The sequence below is a fragment of the Labilithrix sp. genome (genome assembly GCA_019637155.1).
Classification (GTDB): domain Bacteria; phylum Myxococcota_A; class Polyangia; order Polyangiales; family Polyangiaceae; genus Labilithrix.
Map to the genome: position 1 here is coordinate 275,889 of JAHBWE010000013.1, position 19,100 is coordinate 294,988.

Consider the following 19,100-nt stretch of genomic DNA (forward strand, 5'->3'; position numbering starts at 1 on the left):
TCGTGACAGAACGACGCACGGGCCCCGCTACGATGGCGGCGTGTCGTCGAACGGAAAACAGGCGAAGCACGTCTTCACCGGCATCTGGACGTACGCCGAGTTCACGGCGTGTCTGCTCGCGTTCATGCCGCCGATGGCGGTCTCGTACCTCCGGCACAAGGGCGATCCGACGATGCGCGCGCCCGGCCAGTGGATGCGCCGCCTCGGGCGCACCGCGAGCCGCTTCACGCCGCTCTGGAAGTTCACGATCGAGGGCGAGCGTCCGGCCGACATCGACACGCGCGGCTACGTCGTCATCGCGAACCACGAGTCGCAGGCCGATCCGTTCCTCCTCTCGTGGCTCCCGTTCGACATGCGGTGGGTCGCGAAGGAGGAGCTCTTCAAGCCGCCGGTCGTGGGCTGGGCGATGACGTGGGGCGGCGACATCCCGCTCCGCCGCGGCGAAGGCGACAGCGTCCGCAAGATGCTCGACGAGTGCGCGCGCGCGATCGAGGCGGGCATCTCGGTGATGCTGTTCCCCGAGGGCACCCGCACGCGCGACGGCAGCCTGCTCCCGTTCAAGGACGGCGCCTTCTCGCTCGCGATCCGCACCGGCGCGCCGATCCTCCCCGTCGCGCTGACGGGCACGCGCGAGATGCGCCCGGCGAAGACGTACTGGTTCGGCAAGGCGCGCGCGCGCGCGCGGATCCTCGATCCGATCCCGACGACGGGCCTCACGCTCGCCGACGTCCCGAAGCTCCGCGAGCAAGCGCGCGAGGCGATCCGCGCAGCCCTCGGCGACATGCGCGGCGAGCCCGTCAAGCTGGCGGAGCCGCGCCCGAGCCCGCCCGCCGACGCCCATCCCGCTTCTTGAGCATCGGGGCAGCCGGCACTATACCGGTCCTCTACATGCCCGTTCCGTTCATCGATCTGAAGCGCCTCGTCTCTCGTGTCCGCGAGGACGTCCTCCCGGCCTTCGCCGAGTGCATCGACAAGTGCGAGCTCGTCGGCGGACCGCGCATCCCGCTCCTCGAGAAGAAGCTCGCGTCGGCGCTCGGCGTGCCGCGCGCGGCGACGTGCGCGAACGGGACCGACGCGCTCGTCATCGGCCTCCAGGCGCTCGGCGTGAAGCGCGGGATGAAGATCGCGCTCCCGAACCTCACGTTCTGGGCGACCTTCGAGGCGATCGTCCAGCTCGGCGCGGTGCCCGTCCTCGTCGACGTCGACGCGGAGGACCTCCAGCTCGACCTCGAGCAGCTGAAGTCGGCGCACGAGAAGCACCGGATCGACGGCGTCATCCTCGTCCACCTGTTCGGCTGGACGTCGGCGCGGCTCGCCGAGATTCGTGCATTCTGCAAGGAGCGCGAGCTCATCCTCCTCGAGGACGGCGCGCAGTGCTTCGGCGTCGAGGTCGGCGGCGAGCCGGTGCTCGCGAAGGCGAACCTCGCGACGCTGTCGTTCTATCCCGCGAAGGTCGTCGGCGGCGCGATGGACGGCGGCGCGATGACGATGCAGACCGAGAAGCTCGAGCAGCACGTGAAGTCGCTCTGCAACCACGGCCGCTCGGACCACTACGCGTACGCGCACGTCGGCTGGAACTCGCGCATGGGCGGGATGCAGGCGGCGTTCATCCTCCGCATGCTCGACGAGGTACCGGGGATCCTCGAGACGCGCCGCGCCGCGGCGGCCTACTACCGCGAGCAGCTCGGCGGCGATCGTCGGATCAAGGTCTACGGCCCGCCGGCGGGCGTGACCGAGAACGGTTACCTCAACGTCGTCACGGTCGAAGGGAAGAGCGGCGCCGAGCTTTCGGACGCGCTGAAGCAGAAGGGCATCGGCACCGCGCGCACGTACCCGGAGCCGATGCACGTGCAGCCGCCGATCAAGGCGAGCGGCGCGATCCTCCACGGCGACCTCGCGGTCTCGACCCGCTTCTGCGAGTCGGTCATCAACCTCCCGCTCTTCGCCTTCATCCGCGACGACGAGCGCGAGGAGTCGGCCGCCGCGCTGCTCTCGGTGATCTGAAAGTTCAGCCGCAGCTCGGCTTCCGCTGCTCCCACCCGCCGCCGCGCTGGCGGCGGCGGTGTTCGGGGCGGAGCTCGCTTCGTGCGTCCGAGGCGAGGAGAGCGCACGGGTCGAAGTAGTGCGTCGTCGTCGCGCGGGCGAGGAGCGGCGGCAGGTCGCCGGCGAAGTCGGCGACGTCGGGGCAGCGCCAGTGCCAGAGGGCCCAGCGATCGGGGACCTCGGGGAAGGCGAGGACCTCCTTCACGCCGCCGTTGCAGTTGGTCGCGACGACGAAGACGGTCCCCGCCGCCGCGAGGACGACGTCGTGGTGGAACTCGCCTTGCGTCCAGTGGGCGACGACGTCGAAGGTGCCATGGCGCTGGCGCAGGTCGTCGAGGAGCGCGCCGAGCACGAGACTGCGCGCGAGCCGTTCGACGTCTGCTTGCATCCTTTCAGCCTAGCAAGCGGTCTCCGGCGCGCATGTCACCCGCGCAGGCGACGTCTTCACTCTTCACGTATGCTGGCGGCCGCTCGTCATGGCCTACTCCCTCGTCCTCCCGTTCCACTCCGATCTGACGTCGATCGGAAAGACGGTCACGCGCGCGCGCGCGGAGGGCGGCGCGCACGGCGTCGAGGAGGTGCTCCTCGCGCACAACGGGCGCCCGCTCGACGCGGCGGCGCGGGCGGAGATCGAGACGCTCGTCGCGCCCGCCGCCGACGGCAGGCCCGAGGTCCGCCTCCTCGACACGACCGCGACCGGGATCGGCGCCGGCTACAAGGTCGGCATCCGCCACGCGCGGGCGGAGTTCGTGGTCCTCTCCGCCGACGATCTGCCGTTCGGGTGGTCCGACCTCGCGGCGTTCGAGCGCGCCGGCTCCCCCGACTTCGCGATCGGCTCGAAGGCGCACCCCGACTCGGAGCGCCCCGGCGAGTCGCGCACGATCTCGCGCCGCGTCTCGTCGTTCGGCTTCCTCTTCCTCCGCCGCCTGCTCCTCGGCTGGAGCACGCCGGGCGACTCGCAAGGCTCGCTCATCGTCCGCACCGAGGTGGCGCGGAGCCTGCTCCCCGATCTCCGCTACGACCACTACCTCTCGTCGCTCGAGATCGTGACGCTGCACCTCGAGCGCGGCGGGAGCATCGTCGAGGTGCCGATCGCGTTCGAGTACCACCCGCACGCGAGCTCCGTCTCCGTCGTTCGCGACGGCCTCAAGATGGCGCGCGAGCTCGTCGACCTCCGCGGCCGCGTCCGGGCGGAGCGCCGCGGCTGACGGAGGTCACCAGGAGTTCTTGCGGAGGTCGAGCGGCGGGCTCGTCGCCGGCAGCGGCTTGCCGTCGGGCGCGGGCCAGTGGTTCCGGATCCCCTCGTCGAGCACGAGGTACACCTGCGTGATCGACACCTTGTGCTTCGCCGCGGCGGCGCGGACCGCGACGCGCTCGTAGTGGCCGCGATCGTCTTCGCGCGACCACTGGTGCCCGTTCCACGTGTTCGCCGCGATCGCGCGCTGGCGCTCGGCGATCTCCGCCGTCGCGAGCTCCGTGAAGATCTCGCGCCGCGTGCGCTCCGGCATCCGGAAGCGATAGTCGTCGACCTCCTCGCTCGGGATCGGCGTCGGCGGACGCGCGCTCACCATCGGCTTTACCTCGCGCACGACGCGGCGCCACAAGAAGAGCACCACGAGCACGGTGACGAGCCCGCGGATGACCCAGCCCGCCTTCGTGCTCGGCAGCCGCCGGAAGTCGAGGAGCGCGAGCCACCCGACCGCCTTCTTCGTGGTCGGGCTCATGTCGGGAGGCGGCTCTTCGGGAGGCCCCTCCTCGTCGCGCTCGACCGGCCAGAGCGGAAGCGTCTCGAACCGGACCCGCTCGCGCTTCGCCGCTCGGACCACGTGCCGGCCGCCGTACCAGAGGAGGGCGAGGAGCGTGACGAGGGAGAGGAGCGCCGAGAGGTAGACGACCCAGCTCGTGTAGTTCAGGCGCAGCGTGTGCTTGCCGGCGGGGACGTCGACGGCGAGGAGGAGCTCTTCGCTCCGCACCGTGCCGACGTTCGAGCGCCACTCCGGCGCCCAGTTCTGGTTGACGAGGATCGTGGTCGCGGCCTTCGCGTCGACGTCGAGGACGATCGCGTTCGGCGACCACGAGATCCGCTTCACGGTCGCGACGTTCGGATCGGCGGGGTACTCCTCTTGCGGGAGATCGCCGCGGAGGCGCGTCGACTCGGGCACCGGGATGCCGGCGACGCAGTTGATGCTCCCCATGTTGACGTGCGGGAAGATGTGCGAGTCGCGGCGGTTGCCGCGCGACTGCTTGAACTCCTGCTCGAAGTTGCGCGGCGCCTCTTCGACGTACAGCTGCATCGACGGCGCGCGCTGCGGCGCGGCGAGCTCCTCGATCAGCGGGGAGGTGATGCGCCACGAGAAGATCGCGCCGACGAGGACGGCGGCCCAGAGCATCTCCACCGGCACCTTCGGCGGGATCCACGTGTCGAGCTTCTCGATGTCGCGCTTCGTCACGCGCGCGACGAGGGCGCGCAGCGGGAGCCGCCGGAGCCAGCGATGGCCGGCCGCGATCGCGCGCGCGAACGCGTCCTCCAGCGTCGAGAGGCCTCGGCTCGCTCCGAGCGAGATGAAGAAGAGGACCATCACGTGGAAGCGGTCCGGGTAGCGCAGCGCCGAGAGCATCGGCAGCTTCTTCATCAGGTTGAACGGCGCCCACGGTCCGGTGTTGCCGAGCGACAAAAGGAGGAAGAGGAGCGCGCCGCCGAGCGCGATGCCGCCCCCGAGGTCGGCCGCGACGACGGCGACGATCCCGAGGAAGAACAGCATGCCGTACCGGATCAAGAACGGCGTGATCATCTCGACGATGGTGTGCGTCTCCGTCGGCGTGAACACGCGCGGGAACTGACGCATGTACAGCGTCGTCGGGATCAGCTTGCACGCCGCGAGCAAGAAGGCGACGCCTCCGATCGTGAGCGCGGAGAGGAGCGGCCCTTTGAACGGCGCCGGTGCTCCAGTGAAGAACCGATGCGCGCATAGGCAGACGAACAGGTACCCGAAGGCGACGGCGGTGTACGGCGCGGGGTAGGTGCCGGGCGCGAGGACGAGCCACGCGAGGAAGAAGCCGCCCCAGAGTCGCCACCCGACCGAGGTGACGCCGTTGAGGAGCGCGAGGAGCACCCACGACGCGAGCCCGAAGCTCATGAAGTGGACCCAGCCGTCGTGGATGAAGGACACGAAGCGGTCGCACGTCATGAACGCGACTGCGCCGAGCGCGGAGGCGATCGGGGTCGAGTCGAAGCGGCGGCAGAGGCGGTACATCCCCTCGAAGCCGGCGACCATGAAGAGGATGATCGCGAGCCGCCGCCCGTGCTCCGATCCGAAGATCAAACGGAGCAGGAAGTCGGGGCTGTAGAACGAGTCCTCCGGCTCGGCGATGCCGGTGCATCCACCGCACCAGTACGGGTTCCACGCCGGGAGCTGCCCGTACTTCAGGAGCGTGATCCGGTCCGCCTCGTCGAACGCGTAGAGCGTGTGATCGTCGAACCAGTTGGCGAGCTTGTGCGGGTTCTGGAGGACGCCCGGATAGGTCGTGACGACGAGGTAGAACCACGCGACGAGGCGCAGCACCAGGAGCTCGACGAGCCCGTCGATCCATCGCCGCGTCTTGGCGATCACACACGCGTTCTAGTACAGCTCGCGACGAGCGAGCAACTCAGACCTTGGCGGGCGGTTTTCGGACGAGGTCGGCGAGGTCGCGCCGCAAGAGGAAGGCGAGCGAGAGCGCGATCCCGACGACGGAGAGCCAGATGCCGGCGGTGAACCTCCGGGGCCAGTACTTCATCTTCACGTGGTGATGTCCGGGCGGCAGGTCGAGCGCGAGGAGGTTGTCGTTCGTCGAGACGACCTGTCCGACGTCGGTGCGCCAGCCGAGGTCGAAGCCGCTGTTGAGGAGCACGCGGCTCGGCCGGCTCACCTCGACGTCGAGCGTGAACGTGTTGTGCGTTCGGTGCACGGCCTCGACGACGGCGCCGCCGTCCTTCGCGCGCGCCTGCGGGACGTCGCCGGACCACACCGGGGCCGACGCGTTGTAGGCCCACGTCAGGCGGCAGCCGAGCCACGCGTGGTTCTGGCGCGGCTGGTTCGCGTAGTCCGGGCTCAAGTCGGGGCCGCCGTAGTGGAAGCGGGGCGACGGCACGACCGCGACCGGCGCGGCGTCGAGGAAACGAAACTCGAGGATCTGCGTGAAGAGCCCCGCGCTGTCGCCCGCCGCGAAGACGCCCATGCCGAAGAGCGCGACGCGCGCCGCGCGGGCGTACGACGGCTTGCCGAGGCGAGAGATCGCGCGCGGAAAGCGGTCGACCGCGTAGGCCATGAACGCGGCGATCGGCAGCGCGAGGAGGAGGCGGAAGCGCGCCGGTACGCGCATCGACTTGAACGGCGGCACGTGCGCGTGGAGGACCGTCCACGGCGCCCACGTCGCGAAGTGCCCGAGCATCAGGACCACGAGCGCGACCATGACCACGGTGAGCGACCACGCCTCGCCCGCCGCGCACGCGAAGCCGATCGCGAAGACGGCGAGGCCGATCCAGCCGATGTACGCCTGGTACTCGCCGAACACGTACTGCTGCCCCTCGACGCGCGCGCGCCAGCTCGGGGTGCGGAGCAGGTACATGTCGCCCCACGTCTTCGCGCGCGCGAGGTGATCCCAGTCGTCCTCCATCACGCGGTCGTGCGCCGCGAACTGCTGCTGGAGCGGGAGGAGCCGGCTCGCGGCCACGGTGAACGCGACGAGCCCCACCGCGCCCGCCGCGCCGGCGATGCGGAGCGCGCGCGGCACGCTCGTGAGGCGCGTCAGCGTCTCGACGCCGAGGAACACGACCGTGAGCGGCAACGGGTAGGTCGCGCCGTCGTAGACCATGAGCGCGAGCAGGAGCCCGGTGCCCACCGCCCAGTCCCACGACGTCTCCGCCTTGCGCCACGCGAAGAGGATGAGCGGCGCGTGGTAGAAGGAGAAGAACGCCATGTGCTCGCCGGCGTACTGGTTGTGCACGGCGCCGAACGACCACGCCGTCGCGGCGACGAACGTGGCCGCGCGCGAGAGCTTGAAGTCGTCGCGGCAGAGCAGCCACATGCCGACGAAGCCGGTGACGACGTGGGCGACGGACCACACGATGACGGTGACGCCCGCGCTGAACGGCAGCGTGAGCAGGAAGATCGGCGACCCCGTGATGTTCTCGGGGTGGTCCCAGAGCGGCTGCCCGTGGCAGTCGAAGGGGTTCCACAGCGGCGCCTCGCGGTAGAGGCGCACCGACGACTTGGCGGCCTCGATCATGAAGAGGAACGCGTGCCCGTCCTCGATCGGCGTCTTCGGGTAGTTCTTGAACATCGGCCACCACACCACGAGCGTGATGAAGAGGCCGAGGAGCGTGACGGCCACGAGCCGGAGCCACGTGGGCTGGAGGCGCTGTTCGGAGGGACGCATCGTTCCGCTCGAGGGGCGCGCGCCCGGGGACGAGCGCACTGTGAATCGCTGCCGTGTTTACCCGCTTTGTTCCACGCCGGCCAGCACCTAGAGTCGCGCGTCGATGACGCCGCGCGCGCGATCGCATCCGTGGCTGATGCTCGGGCCGTCGCTCGCGGTGTGGCTCGTGTTCGTGTTCGTGCCGCTCGGGCTCGCGGGCTACCAGAGCCTGTTCGCGTGGGACATGCTCACGCCGCCGGTCTGGGTCGGCGGCGACAACTACGCGGCGCTGCTCGAGGGCGGCGAGCTGTGGCGCATCCTCGGGCGGTCGCTGTTCTTCAGCGTGCTCGTCGTCACGGGCTCGATGTCGCTCGGCCTCGCGCTCGCGCTCCTCCTCGATCGCCCCGGCGGCTTCTATGCCTTCGTGCGCGGGTCGATCTTCAGCGCCTACGTCGTGTCGTGGGTCGCGGTCGCGCTGCTCTGGGTGCTCTTGCTCGATCCCGATCGCGGCGTCCTTGGGGCGCTCGTGCGGCTCTTCCACCTCCGCATCAAGTTCCTCGCCGATCCCGACGCCGCGCTGCCGACCCTCGCGGGGGTGACGATCTGGAAGATCACCGGCTACGCGATGATCGTGTTCCTCGCGGGGCTGCGCGCGGTGCCGCGGTCGCTCCACGAAGCGGCGGCGCTCGACGGCGCGAACGCGCTCCAGCGCTTCCGCTGGGTGACGTGGCCGCTCCTCCGTCCCACCGCCGCGTTCGTCGCGACGACGAGCCTGATCGTGAGCTTCCAGGCGTTCGACGTCGTCCGGATCATGACCGGCGGCGGCCCCGCGCGCGCGACGACGCTCTTCGTGTACGCGGTCTACGAGCAGATCTTCATGAACCTGAGCGTGGGGAAGGCGAGCGCGCTCGCGATCGTGTACTTCGGCGTGCTCTGTTTGCTCGCGACGCTGCAGCTCCGCGCGTGGAGGTCGCGGTCGGCATGAAGCGCTCCGTGAGCTGGGCCGGCGTGCTCGCGCTCGTCGCGGCGGCGGCGTGGGTGCTGCCGTACGCGTGGATGGTCGTGACGTCGCTGAAGCCGCTCGAGGAGATCGCGGAGGACCCGACCGCGCCTTTCCCGAAGCGTCCGCAGCTCGACGCCTACCGCGAGGTGTTCGCGCAGGTGTCGGTCGGCCGCCACCTCGCGGTCTCGCTCGCGGTCGCGATCGCGATCGGGCTCCTCCAGATCGCGCTCGCGCTCCCGGCCGGCTACGCGCTCGCGAAGCTGCGGTTCGTCGGGAAGAAGGCGGCCTTCGGCGTCGTGGTGGCGTGCCTGCTCGTGCCGCCGCAGGTCACGTTCGTGTCGGTGTTCTTGATGTTCGCGCAGGTGTCGCTCACGAACACGTTCACCGCGCTCGTGGTGCCGTTCGCGGCGAGCGCGCTCGGCACCTTCCTCGTGCGGCAGGCGCTGCTCTCGGTGCCGGACGAGATCATCGAGGCGGCGCGGCTCGACGGCGCGTCGGAGCTCACGATCATCTACCGGATCCTGGCCCCGCTCCTCCGCCCCACGCTCGTCTCGATCTTCCTCGTGAGCTTCGTCTACCACTACTCGGACTACTTCTGGCCGCTCGTGATGACGACGGACGACACGGTCCGGACCCTCCCGCTCGGCGTCGCGCTCTTGAAGGAGCCCGGCAGCGGCGTGCGCTGGCACGTCGTGATGGCGGGCAACGTGCTCCTGTCCCTCCCAGTGCTGGCCCTCTTCGCGCTGGCACAAAAGCACCTCATCCGCGGCGTCGCCGCACGCGCGTGATAGCTACCGCGTCCACGAAGGGGCTTCGGGCGGGAAGATGTCGAGGCGCATGCTCGGGTGCTCGCGTCCTTGGTACGGCTTGGCGCGGTTTCGGACGAAGCCGAGCCTCTTCAGAGCCGCGACGGCAGGGTGGTCATGGGCGCTCAGCGCGAGGCGCTTCCGCTCCTTCGTCTCGAGGACGATGGCATCGGCTAAGCAATGTCATGTAGCCAACGAGCGTCTCATCGTGGAAGGCGAGGTACGTTCGCGCCACCCGGTGAGCCTGTAGGCGGAGCGCGTCGGAGCGGAGGAAGTCGTCGAGGTCGGCCTCCGCGCACGTGAAGGTCGCGACCAGCGGTGCGTCCGCGGTGGTGAGGCCGCGAACCTTCAGGTCCTCGGAAGTGACGTTACTCCGCGGCGACGTTGTCATCCGCGGCCGGGATCATCACCTTGGCGAGGAGCTCGCGGGCCTTCTGGACACGCCGCTTCGCTTCCTCGGGCGTGCATGTGCGCTCGAGGTCGCGGAGGAGCCGCTCCGCATCCTCCCCTTCGAGCACGGGCGTGGGCTCGATCGGGCGCGCCATGACGACAACCTAGCGCGCCTTCGGCCGCACGCCAACGCGCGAAGAGCCGAAGCGGCGGTGAGGCACTCTCTGCCTGCCGCCGCTTCGTGGGTGTTGTTGGGGGTCGGGGTTACTGCGGGAGGGGAGTCATTCCGTGGAGCACTTCGCCATCGCGGAGGGGGTGACCCACGTGAAGAGCGGGAGGCCGAGGGGTGTGCGGTCGGGGATGGCGGGGTAGTAGCCGATGAAGTTGAAGCACATCTCGTCGTTGGTGCCTTCGCCGAAGCCGATCTTCGTGTCGCCCGGGTTCTTGTACTTGCAGCGCGTCCGCATCACGTCGCCCTTCTGGACCGAGACGTCGATCGGGTAGTTCGACTGCGCCTCGAACGAGAAGTTCTTCTGCTCGAAGACCGGCTGCGGCGCGCCGTTGCCGCCGGCGAGGCGCTCGGTCGACATCGCGAGGCCGCGCGTGTGCATGTGGGGGGAGGCGTTGAACATCTTCACGCCGTTGAACTTGTCGTTGAGCGTGTAGTCGCACTTGATCGTCGTCTCCGAGCGCGGCGGGAGATCGATCTTCGTCGAGCCGAAGGCGAGGACGCCGGCGTCGTTCGGGCGGAGCTCGTCCGTCGTGCAGAGCGAGTAGCCGCTGTTGTCCTGCTGGCCGCTCGCGTTCGTCGCGTTGTTGTAGTGGATCTGGAGGACCCAGTGCGTCGTGCCCGCGTTCTGCGGGAAGCCCGCCTCCGGGGGGAGCTCGAGGTTGTTGCCGCCCGGCGCCCAGCCCGCGACGAGCTTCCACGCCGCCGAGCCGAACGCGTCGCACTCGAACGGCTTCGACGCCTCCGCCTTCTCCGTCTGGAAGAGGAGGATGTGATGCACGATCCGCTTGTTGTCGACGTTCGGCGCGAGGCCGATGACGTGCCGCTTCTTCGGGACGTTCACGTCGACGCCGAAGCACATGTACGAGTCGAGGGCCGCGTTCGGCGGCATCGTGAACTTCTCCGACGCCTTGAGGACCGTGTCGACCTTGCAGCCGAGCGGCTTCACCGCGTCGGCCGGCGCCTCCGCCGTGCAGGTCGCCTCCGACGACGTCGCGCCGTCCGCGAACCACTTCTCCATCACCTCGAGGTCCTTGCCCTGGATGCGCTCCGCGGGCGCGGCCGGCATCGGGCGCGCGTCGTCGTGGATGCGCGCCTTCACGAGCTCCCACACCTTCTTGTCCGACTGCGCGCCCGGGCCCGCCTTCATCATGTCGTCCCAGGTCACGAGCGACGTGTTCGCGCCCGAGACCGGCTCCTCGCCGTGGCAGGTCTGGCAGTTCTTCTTGAGGATCGCGTCGACGTCGCAAGGAATACCGGTCTTGGTCGTGACCACCTTCGTGCCGTCGTCGCCCGTCTTCGTGCCGCTCGAGTCGTCGTCGTCGTCGCCGCCGGCCTTGGTCGACCGCTTCTCGGAGCCGCCGTCCAGCTCGACGGGCGCCGTGCACGCGATCGACGCGATCGCCGCCGCCACCGTCATCGAGAGAGCCAGACCGAGCGTCGAGAGCTTCATGCCCACCCCTACTGCACGGCCGGGGCCAGCCTCCGAGGCGCCGCTCGTTTCTGAAAACCCCTGCTTTAAGGAGAAGCGGCGCGCCGCCCCGGATCGCCGGGGTGTTCCACTGTCTCGGATCCTTTACAGCTCCCGGATTTCAGGACGCGATCAGTCGGAGCGGATTTTTGCGAAAGGTGCCTAACTATTCACGAAATGTAGGTGTGCATCCCTGGACAAACCACCTCATCGCCTTCACACCATAAGGGTCATCGTGATTCCGACGTCGCCGCTCAAGAGACTGCCCCTCGCCGATCCGGGCGATCCCGTGCTGGAGATCGACGAGAGCATCGAGCTCTTCGCCGAGGACCTCCTCGACATCGACGGGTCCGACGATCAGACGATCGCCGCGCCGCGTGGCCTCGCGCGCAAGCTGATGCCGCCGAAGCGGAAGACGCGCTCCGCCGCCGCGTACGTCCCGCCGCCGCCGCCGAGCGAGCCCGAAGACAACCGCGTCACCCAGCCCTTCGGCCTCGAGAAGCACGTGCCGAGGCCGATCCCGGCCGCGGTCAGGACCTCGCGCATGCCGTCGATGCCGAGCTACACGCCGTCGTCGGCCGCGCCTGCGCACTTCGCGTTCGCGGCGGCGCCGCCGCGCAACCCGCGCGTGGAGCCGCGCGACGCGGGCTCCACGTTCGAGCCGGTCGCTTCGTTCGTCGGCCCCGCGCACTTCGCGAACGTCCGCGAGCGCAAGGCGAGCTCCTCGTTCCCCCCGATCGCGCTCGCGGGTCGCGCCGCCCGCGACAGCATCGCCTTCATCCAGGACCGCCCCTCGCGCGCCGGCTGGATCGCCGCCGCGGTCGCCGCGGTGCTCCTCCTCGTCGCCGGCTCGATGCGCGTTCAGTCCGTCGTCGCGCCCGCGCCCGTCGCCGCCGCGGAGCCGTTCCCGCCGCCGCCCGTCGTCGTGGTGGCCGCGCCCGCCGCGCCCGCGCCCGCCGCTCCCGCGGCCGACGCGAAGGTCGTCACGTTCGGCGACGATCAGGGCGTCGCGATCAAGCCCGCCGCCGCCGCGAAGCCCGCCGCCGCGCCGGTGAAGCACGCCGCGCCGCGCCCCACGCCGAAGCCGGCGAGCACGCTGAGCCTCTCCGACTCGAAGCCCAAGAGCGACAAGGGCGAGAAGAGCGGCGACAAGCTCTCCGCCGCGGAGAAGAAGAAGATCTCCGACGAGCTCGCCGAGGCTCAGCTCCGCGCCGCCTCGCGCTGAGGGGCGCGCCGCATCATCGCCCAGTACGCGAGCGCCGCCGCGCCCGCGCCGACGAACCACGCGTAGTCGTAGAGGATCGCGAGCGGCTTCACGACGAGCCCGATCCACGCGAGCGCGCAGCCGATCGCGGTCGCGACGATGCCGGCCCGGTTCGTCCCGGCGTAGATGCCGCGCGCGCGGTACAGGTCGGCGAGCTTCAGCTCCTTCTTGCGGACGACGTAGTAGTCGGCGATGAGCACGCCCGCGATCGCGCCGAGGCCGCCCGAGTAGCCGAGGAGCCACTTGAAGATGTAGCCGTGCGGATCGTCGATGAGCTTCCACGGCAACATGACGATGCCGATGATGCCGGTGATGAGGCCGCCGGTCTTGAAGCTGATCGCGCCCGGCTTGAGGTTCGCGAAGTCGTTCGCGGGTGAGACCACGTTCGCGGCGATGTTCACGCCGAGCGTCGCGATGACGACGGTGAACATCGAGATCGCGACGACGAGCCGGTTCTCGAACTTGCCGACGAGGATGATCGGATCCCAGATCGCCTCCCCGTAGATCACGGCCGACGCGCTCGTGATCACGATCCCCATCATCGCGAAGACGGTCATCGTCGTGGGGAGCGCGACGACCTGGCCGATCGCCTGCTCCTTCTGCGAGCGGCCGAAGCGCGTGAAGTCGGGCATGTTGAGCGAGAGCGTCGACCAGAAGCCGACCATCGCGGTGACGCTCGGGACGAAGACGGGCCAGAACTCGCCGAACGACTTGAACTTGCCCTCGTCCTTCATGATCGCGCCGAGGCCGTTGCCCTTGTCGACCGCCCACCAGACGAGCGCGGCGGTCATGACGAGCACGTACGGCGCGGCGAGGTTCTCGACCTTCCGCACGAGGTCCATCCCGCGGTACACGATGAGGATGTTGAGGCCCCAGAAGAGGAGGAAGCTGATCCACTCCGTCCCGGTGTGACCCTTCATCAGCCAGTTGTCGGCCGCGCCGCCGAGCATCGTGTGCCAGCCGGGCCAGAGCGAGCGGAAGAACGTCTGCAGCGCCTGCCCGCCGATCCACGCGTTGATGCCGAACCACCCGCAGCCGACGATCGCGCGCATGACCGCGGGCACGTTCGCGCCGAAGACGCCGTAGGCCGAGCGCGCGAAGACGGGGAAGGGGATGCCGTACTTCGTGCCGGGGTGCGAGTTCGCGAGGATCGGCGCGAGGACGATCGTGTTGCCGATGAGGATCGTCACGATCGCCTGCTTCCAGGACATGCCGTTCTGGATGAGGCTCGCGGCGAGCATGTACGTCGGGATGCAGTGCGCCATCGAGATCCAGAGCGCCGCGTACGTGTACGTCGACCACGTGCGCTTCGACATCGGCGTCGGCGCGAGGTCCTCGTTGTAGAGCGCGCGGTCGTCGAGGACGACGTCGGGCGAGAGCTCGATGCGACCGTCCGGGAGCTCGACTTGCTCGGCATCCATCGTGTCGACGGATACACCACTCCGCGCCGTCAGCGGTAGAGCGTACGTATCTAGGCGTGGACGAGGACGGCGAGGCCGGCGAGCGCGGCGGTGGCGGCGAGGAGCGCGGCGCCGGCCGCGCGGCGGCGGAGGAGGGGACGGAGCGTCTCCTGCTCGGTGTCCGCGACGAGCGCGACGGGCTCGAGCGCGCTCGCGCGGTAGTCGCCGCGGTGGACGCGGACGAGCACGGAGCTCGAGCCGGCCGCCGCGACCATCGGCGCGAGGTTCGGATCGGCGGCGAAGCGGTCGGCGGGCACGATGTCGAAGCCCTCTCCGTTCTTCGCGTAGACGCGGCGGAGGAACGCGATGCGCGACCCGTCGATGACGACGGCGACGAGCACGGTGACGGCCGAGGCGACCGTGACGAGGAAGAGCGGGCCTTGCGCGAGCCCCCGCACGAGGAGGAGACCGAACGCGGAGATGAGCCCGGAGACGCCGACGAAGCCGACGCCGAAGCTCTCCGACGCGTCGTGGCCGGCGACGCGCGTCAGCGCGCGCGCGGCGAGGAAGAGGAACACCGAGACGACGACGGCGGGGAGGCCGCCGAGCACGACGCCGGCCGCGATCCACCCGACCGGCTCGGTCGTGTCGACGAGGCCGCCGAGGTCCTTCACCGCCCGGTTCCAGTCGCTGCCGACCTCGGCGAGGACGATCGCCTGCACCAGCATGCCGATGAGCGCGCCGCACGCGCCGGGGAGGAGCAGCGCCGTCGCCGCGCGCCAGGTCGCGTCCTTCACCACGTCGACCGCGCGCCCCACCCCGAAGGCGAGGGCGGCCGCGAGCGCGATGCCGACCATGAACGCGGCGGTGCTGTAACGCTCGACGTCGTCGAGCGCCATCGAGAGGGAGGCCTCCGCGATCGACACGAGGACGAGGGCGAACGTCGTTCGCGGCGTGCTCCTGCGCTTCGTGAACGCCTCGAGCGCGTTCGCGTCGCGGCGGGCCTCGGAGTCGGACATCGAGATCATTGGAGCAGTCGGAGTCACGACCGTCTTCAACGGACGAGTGACCCCGAGGTTTTGTTCCAACCTCGCTACGGGGTCTTCTTCTTGCCCGTGAAGATCCGCATGATCGACGCCCAGAGCTTCCCGAAGGCGCCGCCCATCTTCAGGTTCGCCTTCCGCGCGGTGGTGCGGTGGACGAGGTGGGTGGGGCGCGCACCGGGGGAGAAGCCGTAGAGCGAGTACAGGTTGATCAGGTCCGTCACGAGGTCCGAGACGCCGCGCGTGTCGAGGTCGTGGGCCTGGCAATACGAGTCCGGCTTGTTGCGGATCATGCATTTGGCGATGATCAGCATGACGTTCGGATCGATGAGCTCGCCGTTGCCGTCGAGGTAGTGCTTGTACGAGAAGAAGCGATCCGCCGGCGCGACCTCGGGCTGTCCGTCCTGCGTCTTCGGCGCGCGGAGCGAGTTGATGACGCCGTACTCGTGACGGAGGTACGACTCGATCGTGTTGTTCTCGTCGGCGCGCTCGTACTCGATGAACTTGTGGAACGCGTCGTAGAGCGTCTTCGGGTTCGCGTACGCGCCGCTGATCAAATAGTAGAAGGTGGCGCCGAGCGAGTAGATGTCGGCGGGCCGGCCGACCGACTTCTGGATGCGCGCGCGCACGTTGGTCTCGCCCGTCTCGCGGTAGGGACGCGCGAGGACGAGGCGCTTGCGCGCGCGATCGGCGTAGAGGATCGGGTAGCTCTCGCCGCGGTTGAAGAGCGAGAAGGTGTCGTTCTTCGAGATCTGGATATAGAAGTCCTCGAAGTACTCGACCTCGGGCACGCCCTGCGTGACGTTGACGAGGAGCTCGAGGACGTTCGTCTCCTGCTCCGGCGACTGGAAGAAGAGCGTGCCGGGGACCGACGCCTTCATCTGCGTCATGCCGAACGAGATCTCCTCGTCCGAGAGCTTCGCGACGTTGAAGTCGGCGAGGCGCACTTGCAGCGTCGAGCCGCGGAGGTTCGGATCGGGGATCCCGACGAGGACGTTCGCGGGCTTGATGTCGCGGTGGCAGATGTTGCGGACGAGGTGGGCGTACTCGACCGCGCTCGCGATCGGGATCATGTAGTCGAGCACGCGGAAGAGGCGCTCGCGCATGTCGGACGCGAGGAGGTCCTCCTTCGCGCCGCGGTTGCGGGAGCCCTTCAGGCGCTCCTCGAGGCTCATGTCGAGCTTCTCGAGGATCATGAACTCGGTCTCGCACTTGTCGCGGATCGACGGCGGGAGGATGTTGATGTCCTCGCCCTCGCCCGACGCGAAGAGCTCGACGATGTTCGGGTTGCCCTGCACGCGCTCGAGGAGCTCCATCTCCATCTGGAAGCGCATGTGGTCTTCTTCGCTGACGCCCTTCTGGAGCATCTTGATGACGACCGCGCGGCGGAAGTCCGTCTTCGACTCGAGCCAGCGCTCTTCGCCGAGGTAGACCTTCGCGAAGCGTCCCGAGCCGAGCTCCACCGGCATGCCGCGCGCGTCGACGACGAACGAGTACGCGCGCGAGCGCTGCACCGTGAACGGCGACGCGCGCATCTCGCCCGGCGCCTGATCGGGGCGGAAGCCGATCTGGCCTCCGGGGGCGGGCTGCGCGGCGCCGAGCGCGGGGTTGCTCTGCGGCGCGCCGGGGAACTGTCCGCTCTGCGGGACCTGCTGCTGCTGCATCTGCGGCGCGGCCTGGAGATCGCGCTGCGACGGGTGCACCGCCTGCATCTGCTGCGACGGGTGCTGCTGCTGCGCCGCCGGCATGTCACGCTGCGACGGGTGCTGCTGCTGCGGCGGATGCTGCTGGTACATCGGCGCCGGCTGATGATGCGGCTGCTGCTGCGCGTAGGGGTGATGGCCGCTCGGGGCGGCGGGCGCCGTGAGCGGCTGCGGGCCCGACGAGCCGCGCTCGACCGACGGCGCGTTCGGCGTGTGACCGAGGTTCGGCGGACGCGGGACCTGCTGCGACTTCGGCGGCTCGACGACGTGACGCTGCGAGGAGCGATCGGGCTGCTGCGCGACCTGCACCGTCGGCGGCTGCGCGCCTTGAGGATTGAACGCGGTCGGCGTGTTGTTCTTGCCGAAGTGGACGCGCTGCGGCGGGGTCAGCTTCGACGGGACGGGCATGGGAGCCGACGCGTGCTGCTCCGAAGGAGCGGCGCCGACCGTCGTCTTCTCCTCGTCCTCGTCTTCGAGCCCCGGAGGAAGGGGCGGCGCATCCCGTTGGGTCACGTGTTTTCCGCTCAGCTCCGGCACATCACGAGGATGTCGTCGCCACGGTTTGGAGCGACGACGACCACCTGTTGCGCCTCGGCGTAGGTTACCAGAAGCTGCTTCCCGTCCACGACAAAGAGGCGGCCCTGGGGCGTGCTCTGACCGAAGTAGAGGCTTACTTCGCCGAGCACTTGGCGACCGGTCGACACCATGTCGACGGTCATGTCTTGCGCCGCCGTGAGGGCGGGCGTCGGGTGCTTCCCGTGCTTCGCGACGAAACACGAGAGGCCCTTCACGTTGAGCGAGACGTTCGCTCCCGGGAGCATCGTGACGCGGAACCGCACCTGCTCGCCTGCCGCATCGGCGAACGAGACGTCGAGCTTCTCGTGCACCTGCACGTAGCGAAGCCGTCGTTCGGTGTGCGGGACCGGCACCGCGGGGCGGCCGTTCGTCGTGCTCCCGGTGCTCGCCGGATCGGTCTCCGGCTTCGACGGCGGCGGTGGCGGCGCGGCCTTCTGCGGCTGCGGCGGCGGTGACGGCTGCGGCGCAGGGGCAGACTTCGGCGCGAGCGGCGTCGAGGCGATCGCCGGGAACTCGGCGGTGCGCTTCACGATGTCGATCGCGATCGGCGCGACGCTGTTCGAGGACTTCACCTTCAGCGCGTCCTTCATGCGCTGCGCGAACTCGGGCGCGGCGGCGATGCGGTCCTCGGGCCGCGCGAGGAGCGCCTTGCCGAGCACGCGCGCGACCTCGCCGGAGAGGCCGAGCTGCGCGAGGCGCGCGTTGACGAGGGTGTCGCCGCGGACGCGATCGTTGAAGGTCAGACGAACGTCCTCGTCGCCGAAGAGCACGGTGCCGCTCAGCATGAAGATGGCGAGGAGGCCGAGCGCGTACACGTCCGTGCGCGGGCCCTCCGGCGAGCCGCAGAGCTGCTCGGGCGCGGCCCAGCGCGGCGAGAAGAGCGCGACGGTGCTCACCGACTCGCCGAAGCCGTCGTCGCGCGCTTTCTGGTTCGTCTTCACGTCGCTGTGGGCGATGCCGAAGTCGGCGAGCTTCGGGACGAGGTCGCCGCGGACGCGCGCGAAGAGGATGTTCGACGGCTTGATGTCGCGATGGATGATGCCGTGCTCGTGCGCCTCGGCGCAGGCGCCGCAGATGCCGTCGAGGATGCTCATCGACTCCTGCGAAGGGAGCGCGCCGCGGAGCCGCACGTGCGACTCGAGGTTGCCGCCGTCGAGGTACTCGCTGACGTGGAACGGCGCGCCCTGATCGCCGTCCGCTTCCTTCAGGTAACCGAAGTCGTAGATGCGGAGCGTGTTCGAGTGTTGCAGCTTCGAGAGCGCGAGCGCCTCCTGGAGGAAGTGCGTGTACGTCGCTTTGTAGACGGCGCGGCTGCCGCTCGTGGAGCCGGAGCCCTCGACGAGGGTGGTGCGAAGGAGCTTCACGCAGACGACGCGATCGAGCCGCTCGTCGGTCGCGCGGTAGATCGTCGCCATGCCTCCCGACCCGACGCGGTCGAGGATCGAATAGCGATCGAGCAGGCGCATGCCCTCGAAGAGCTCGGGCTCCCCTTGCCGGCGTTGATGCCGCCCCATGCGCGCAAGCCTATCGCGAAACCCCGAAATCCGGCCCAACAATGCGTAAGATTTCCTGCTTTCAACGTCGGGGCTTCGCCCCGACACCCCGTCCCAGACACGGCCCTCGCGCTGCGCGCTCGGGTTGCTTCGCAACCGCTTGCGCGGCCGCTTCTGGGGCCCCGGCGTGCTACCCAGGGCTCGCGGCCGCTCGCGCTTTCACGCGTTGCGGGCCTGCTTGCCGGCCGCCACCGCCGCCCGCTTGCGCGCCCGCTTGCGCAG

General features: G+C 69.6%; 15 protein-coding genes. 6 read left to right on the top strand and 9 right to left on the bottom strand.

Features of this window, described 5'->3' with window-relative positions; genetic code table 11:
- The first annotated feature begins 40 nt into the window (after positions 1–40).
- Positions 41–853 carry a 1-acyl-sn-glycerol-3-phosphate acyltransferase gene (locus KF837_27495; protein MBX3231097.1) on the top strand — a complete coding sequence of 271 codons (813 nt, stop codon included), beginning with the start codon at positions 41–43 and terminating at the stop codon, positions 851–853.
- 35 nt (positions 854–888) lie between these two features.
- Positions 889–2,004 (top strand): DegT/DnrJ/EryC1/StrS family aminotransferase, encoded by a 1,116-nt coding sequence (locus tag KF837_27500; protein MBX3231098.1) that lies wholly within the window; start codon positions 889–891, stop codon positions 2,002–2,004.
- Positions 2,005–2,008: 4 nt separating this feature from the next.
- Here KF837_27500 and KF837_27505 read toward each other — a convergent pair whose 3' ends face one another.
- The gene (locus KF837_27505) at positions 2,009–2,431 is read right to left on the bottom strand and encodes a hypothetical protein (protein MBX3231099.1); all 423 of its coding nucleotides are present in this window, start codon (positions 2,429–2,431) and stop codon (positions 2,009–2,011) included.
- Between the two features lie 88 nt (positions 2,432–2,519).
- On the opposite strand from KF837_27505, the gene KF837_27510 reads away from it, so the two are divergent.
- Positions 2,520–3,251, top strand: coding sequence for a hypothetical protein (locus KF837_27510; protein ID MBX3231100.1), 732 nt, complete (start codon positions 2,520–2,522; stop codon positions 3,249–3,251).
- Between the two features lie 6 nt (positions 3,252–3,257).
- Here KF837_27510 and KF837_27515 read toward each other — a convergent pair whose 3' ends face one another.
- Positions 3,258–5,654: a hypothetical protein gene (locus tag KF837_27515; GenBank protein MBX3231101.1), complete on the bottom strand. Its 2,397-nt coding sequence runs from the start codon at positions 5,652–5,654 to the stop codon at positions 3,258–3,260.
- 37 nt (positions 5,655–5,691) lie between these two features.
- On the bottom strand, positions 5,692–7,461 hold the full coding sequence (locus KF837_27520) for a hypothetical protein (GenBank protein ID MBX3231102.1): 1,770 nt from the start codon (positions 7,459–7,461) through the stop codon (positions 5,692–5,694).
- A gap of 103 nt (positions 7,462–7,564) precedes the next feature.
- Between KF837_27520 and KF837_27525 the strand changes: the two genes are divergently transcribed.
- Both KF837_27525 and KF837_27530 read left to right on the top strand, forming a co-directional pair.
- Positions 7,565–8,425 (top strand): sugar ABC transporter permease, encoded by an 861-nt coding sequence (locus KF837_27525; GenBank protein MBX3231103.1) that lies wholly within the window; start codon positions 7,565–7,567, stop codon positions 8,423–8,425.
- Positions 8,422–9,231, top strand: a complete 810-nt coding sequence (locus KF837_27530) for a carbohydrate ABC transporter permease (GenBank protein MBX3231104.1) — start codon at positions 8,422–8,424, stop codon at positions 9,229–9,231. The genes KF837_27525 and KF837_27530 overlap by 4 nt, the downstream gene beginning before the upstream one ends.
- A gap of 386 nt (positions 9,232–9,617) precedes the next feature.
- On the opposite strand, the gene KF837_27535 is transcribed toward KF837_27530, so the two are convergent.
- Positions 9,618–9,794, bottom strand: coding sequence for a hypothetical protein (locus KF837_27535; protein MBX3231105.1), 177 nt, complete (start codon positions 9,792–9,794; stop codon positions 9,618–9,620).
- A gap of 126 nt (positions 9,795–9,920) precedes the next feature.
- Positions 9,921–11,321 carry a peptidylglycine alpha-amidating monooxygenase gene (locus KF837_27540; GenBank protein MBX3231106.1) on the bottom strand — a complete coding sequence of 467 codons (1,401 nt, stop codon included), beginning with the start codon at positions 11,319–11,321 and terminating at the stop codon, positions 9,921–9,923.
- A gap of 253 nt (positions 11,322–11,574) precedes the next feature.
- Here KF837_27540 and KF837_27545 point away from each other — a divergent pair, with 253 nt between their 5' ends.
- Positions 11,575–12,564, top strand: a complete 990-nt coding sequence (locus KF837_27545; GenBank protein MBX3231107.1) for a hypothetical protein — start codon at positions 11,575–11,577, stop codon at positions 12,562–12,564.
- Here the strand turns inward: KF837_27545 and KF837_27550 are convergent.
- From KF837_27550 to KF837_27565, 4 genes are all read right to left on the bottom strand, one after another.
- Positions 12,540–14,024, bottom strand: coding sequence for an NCS1 family nucleobase:cation symporter-1 (locus tag KF837_27550; protein MBX3231108.1), 1,485 nt, complete (start codon positions 14,022–14,024; stop codon positions 12,540–12,542). The two genes, KF837_27545 and KF837_27550, sit on opposite strands and share 25 nt — an antisense overlap.
- A gap of 50 nt (positions 14,025–14,074) precedes the next feature.
- The gene (locus KF837_27555; protein MBX3231109.1) at positions 14,075–15,022 is read right to left on the bottom strand and encodes a hypothetical protein; all 948 of its coding nucleotides are present in this window, start codon (positions 15,020–15,022) and stop codon (positions 14,075–14,077) included.
- Positions 15,023–15,096: 74 nt separating this feature from the next.
- Complete coding sequence (locus KF837_27560) at positions 15,097–17,262, bottom strand: protein kinase (protein MBX3231110.1); 2,166 nt, start codon at positions 17,260–17,262, stop codon at positions 15,097–15,099.
- 11 nt (positions 17,263–17,273) lie between these two features.
- Positions 17,274–18,839, bottom strand: coding sequence for a serine/threonine protein kinase (locus KF837_27565; protein MBX3231111.1), 1,566 nt, complete (start codon positions 18,837–18,839; stop codon positions 17,274–17,276).
- Positions 18,840–19,100 lie beyond the last annotated feature (261 nt).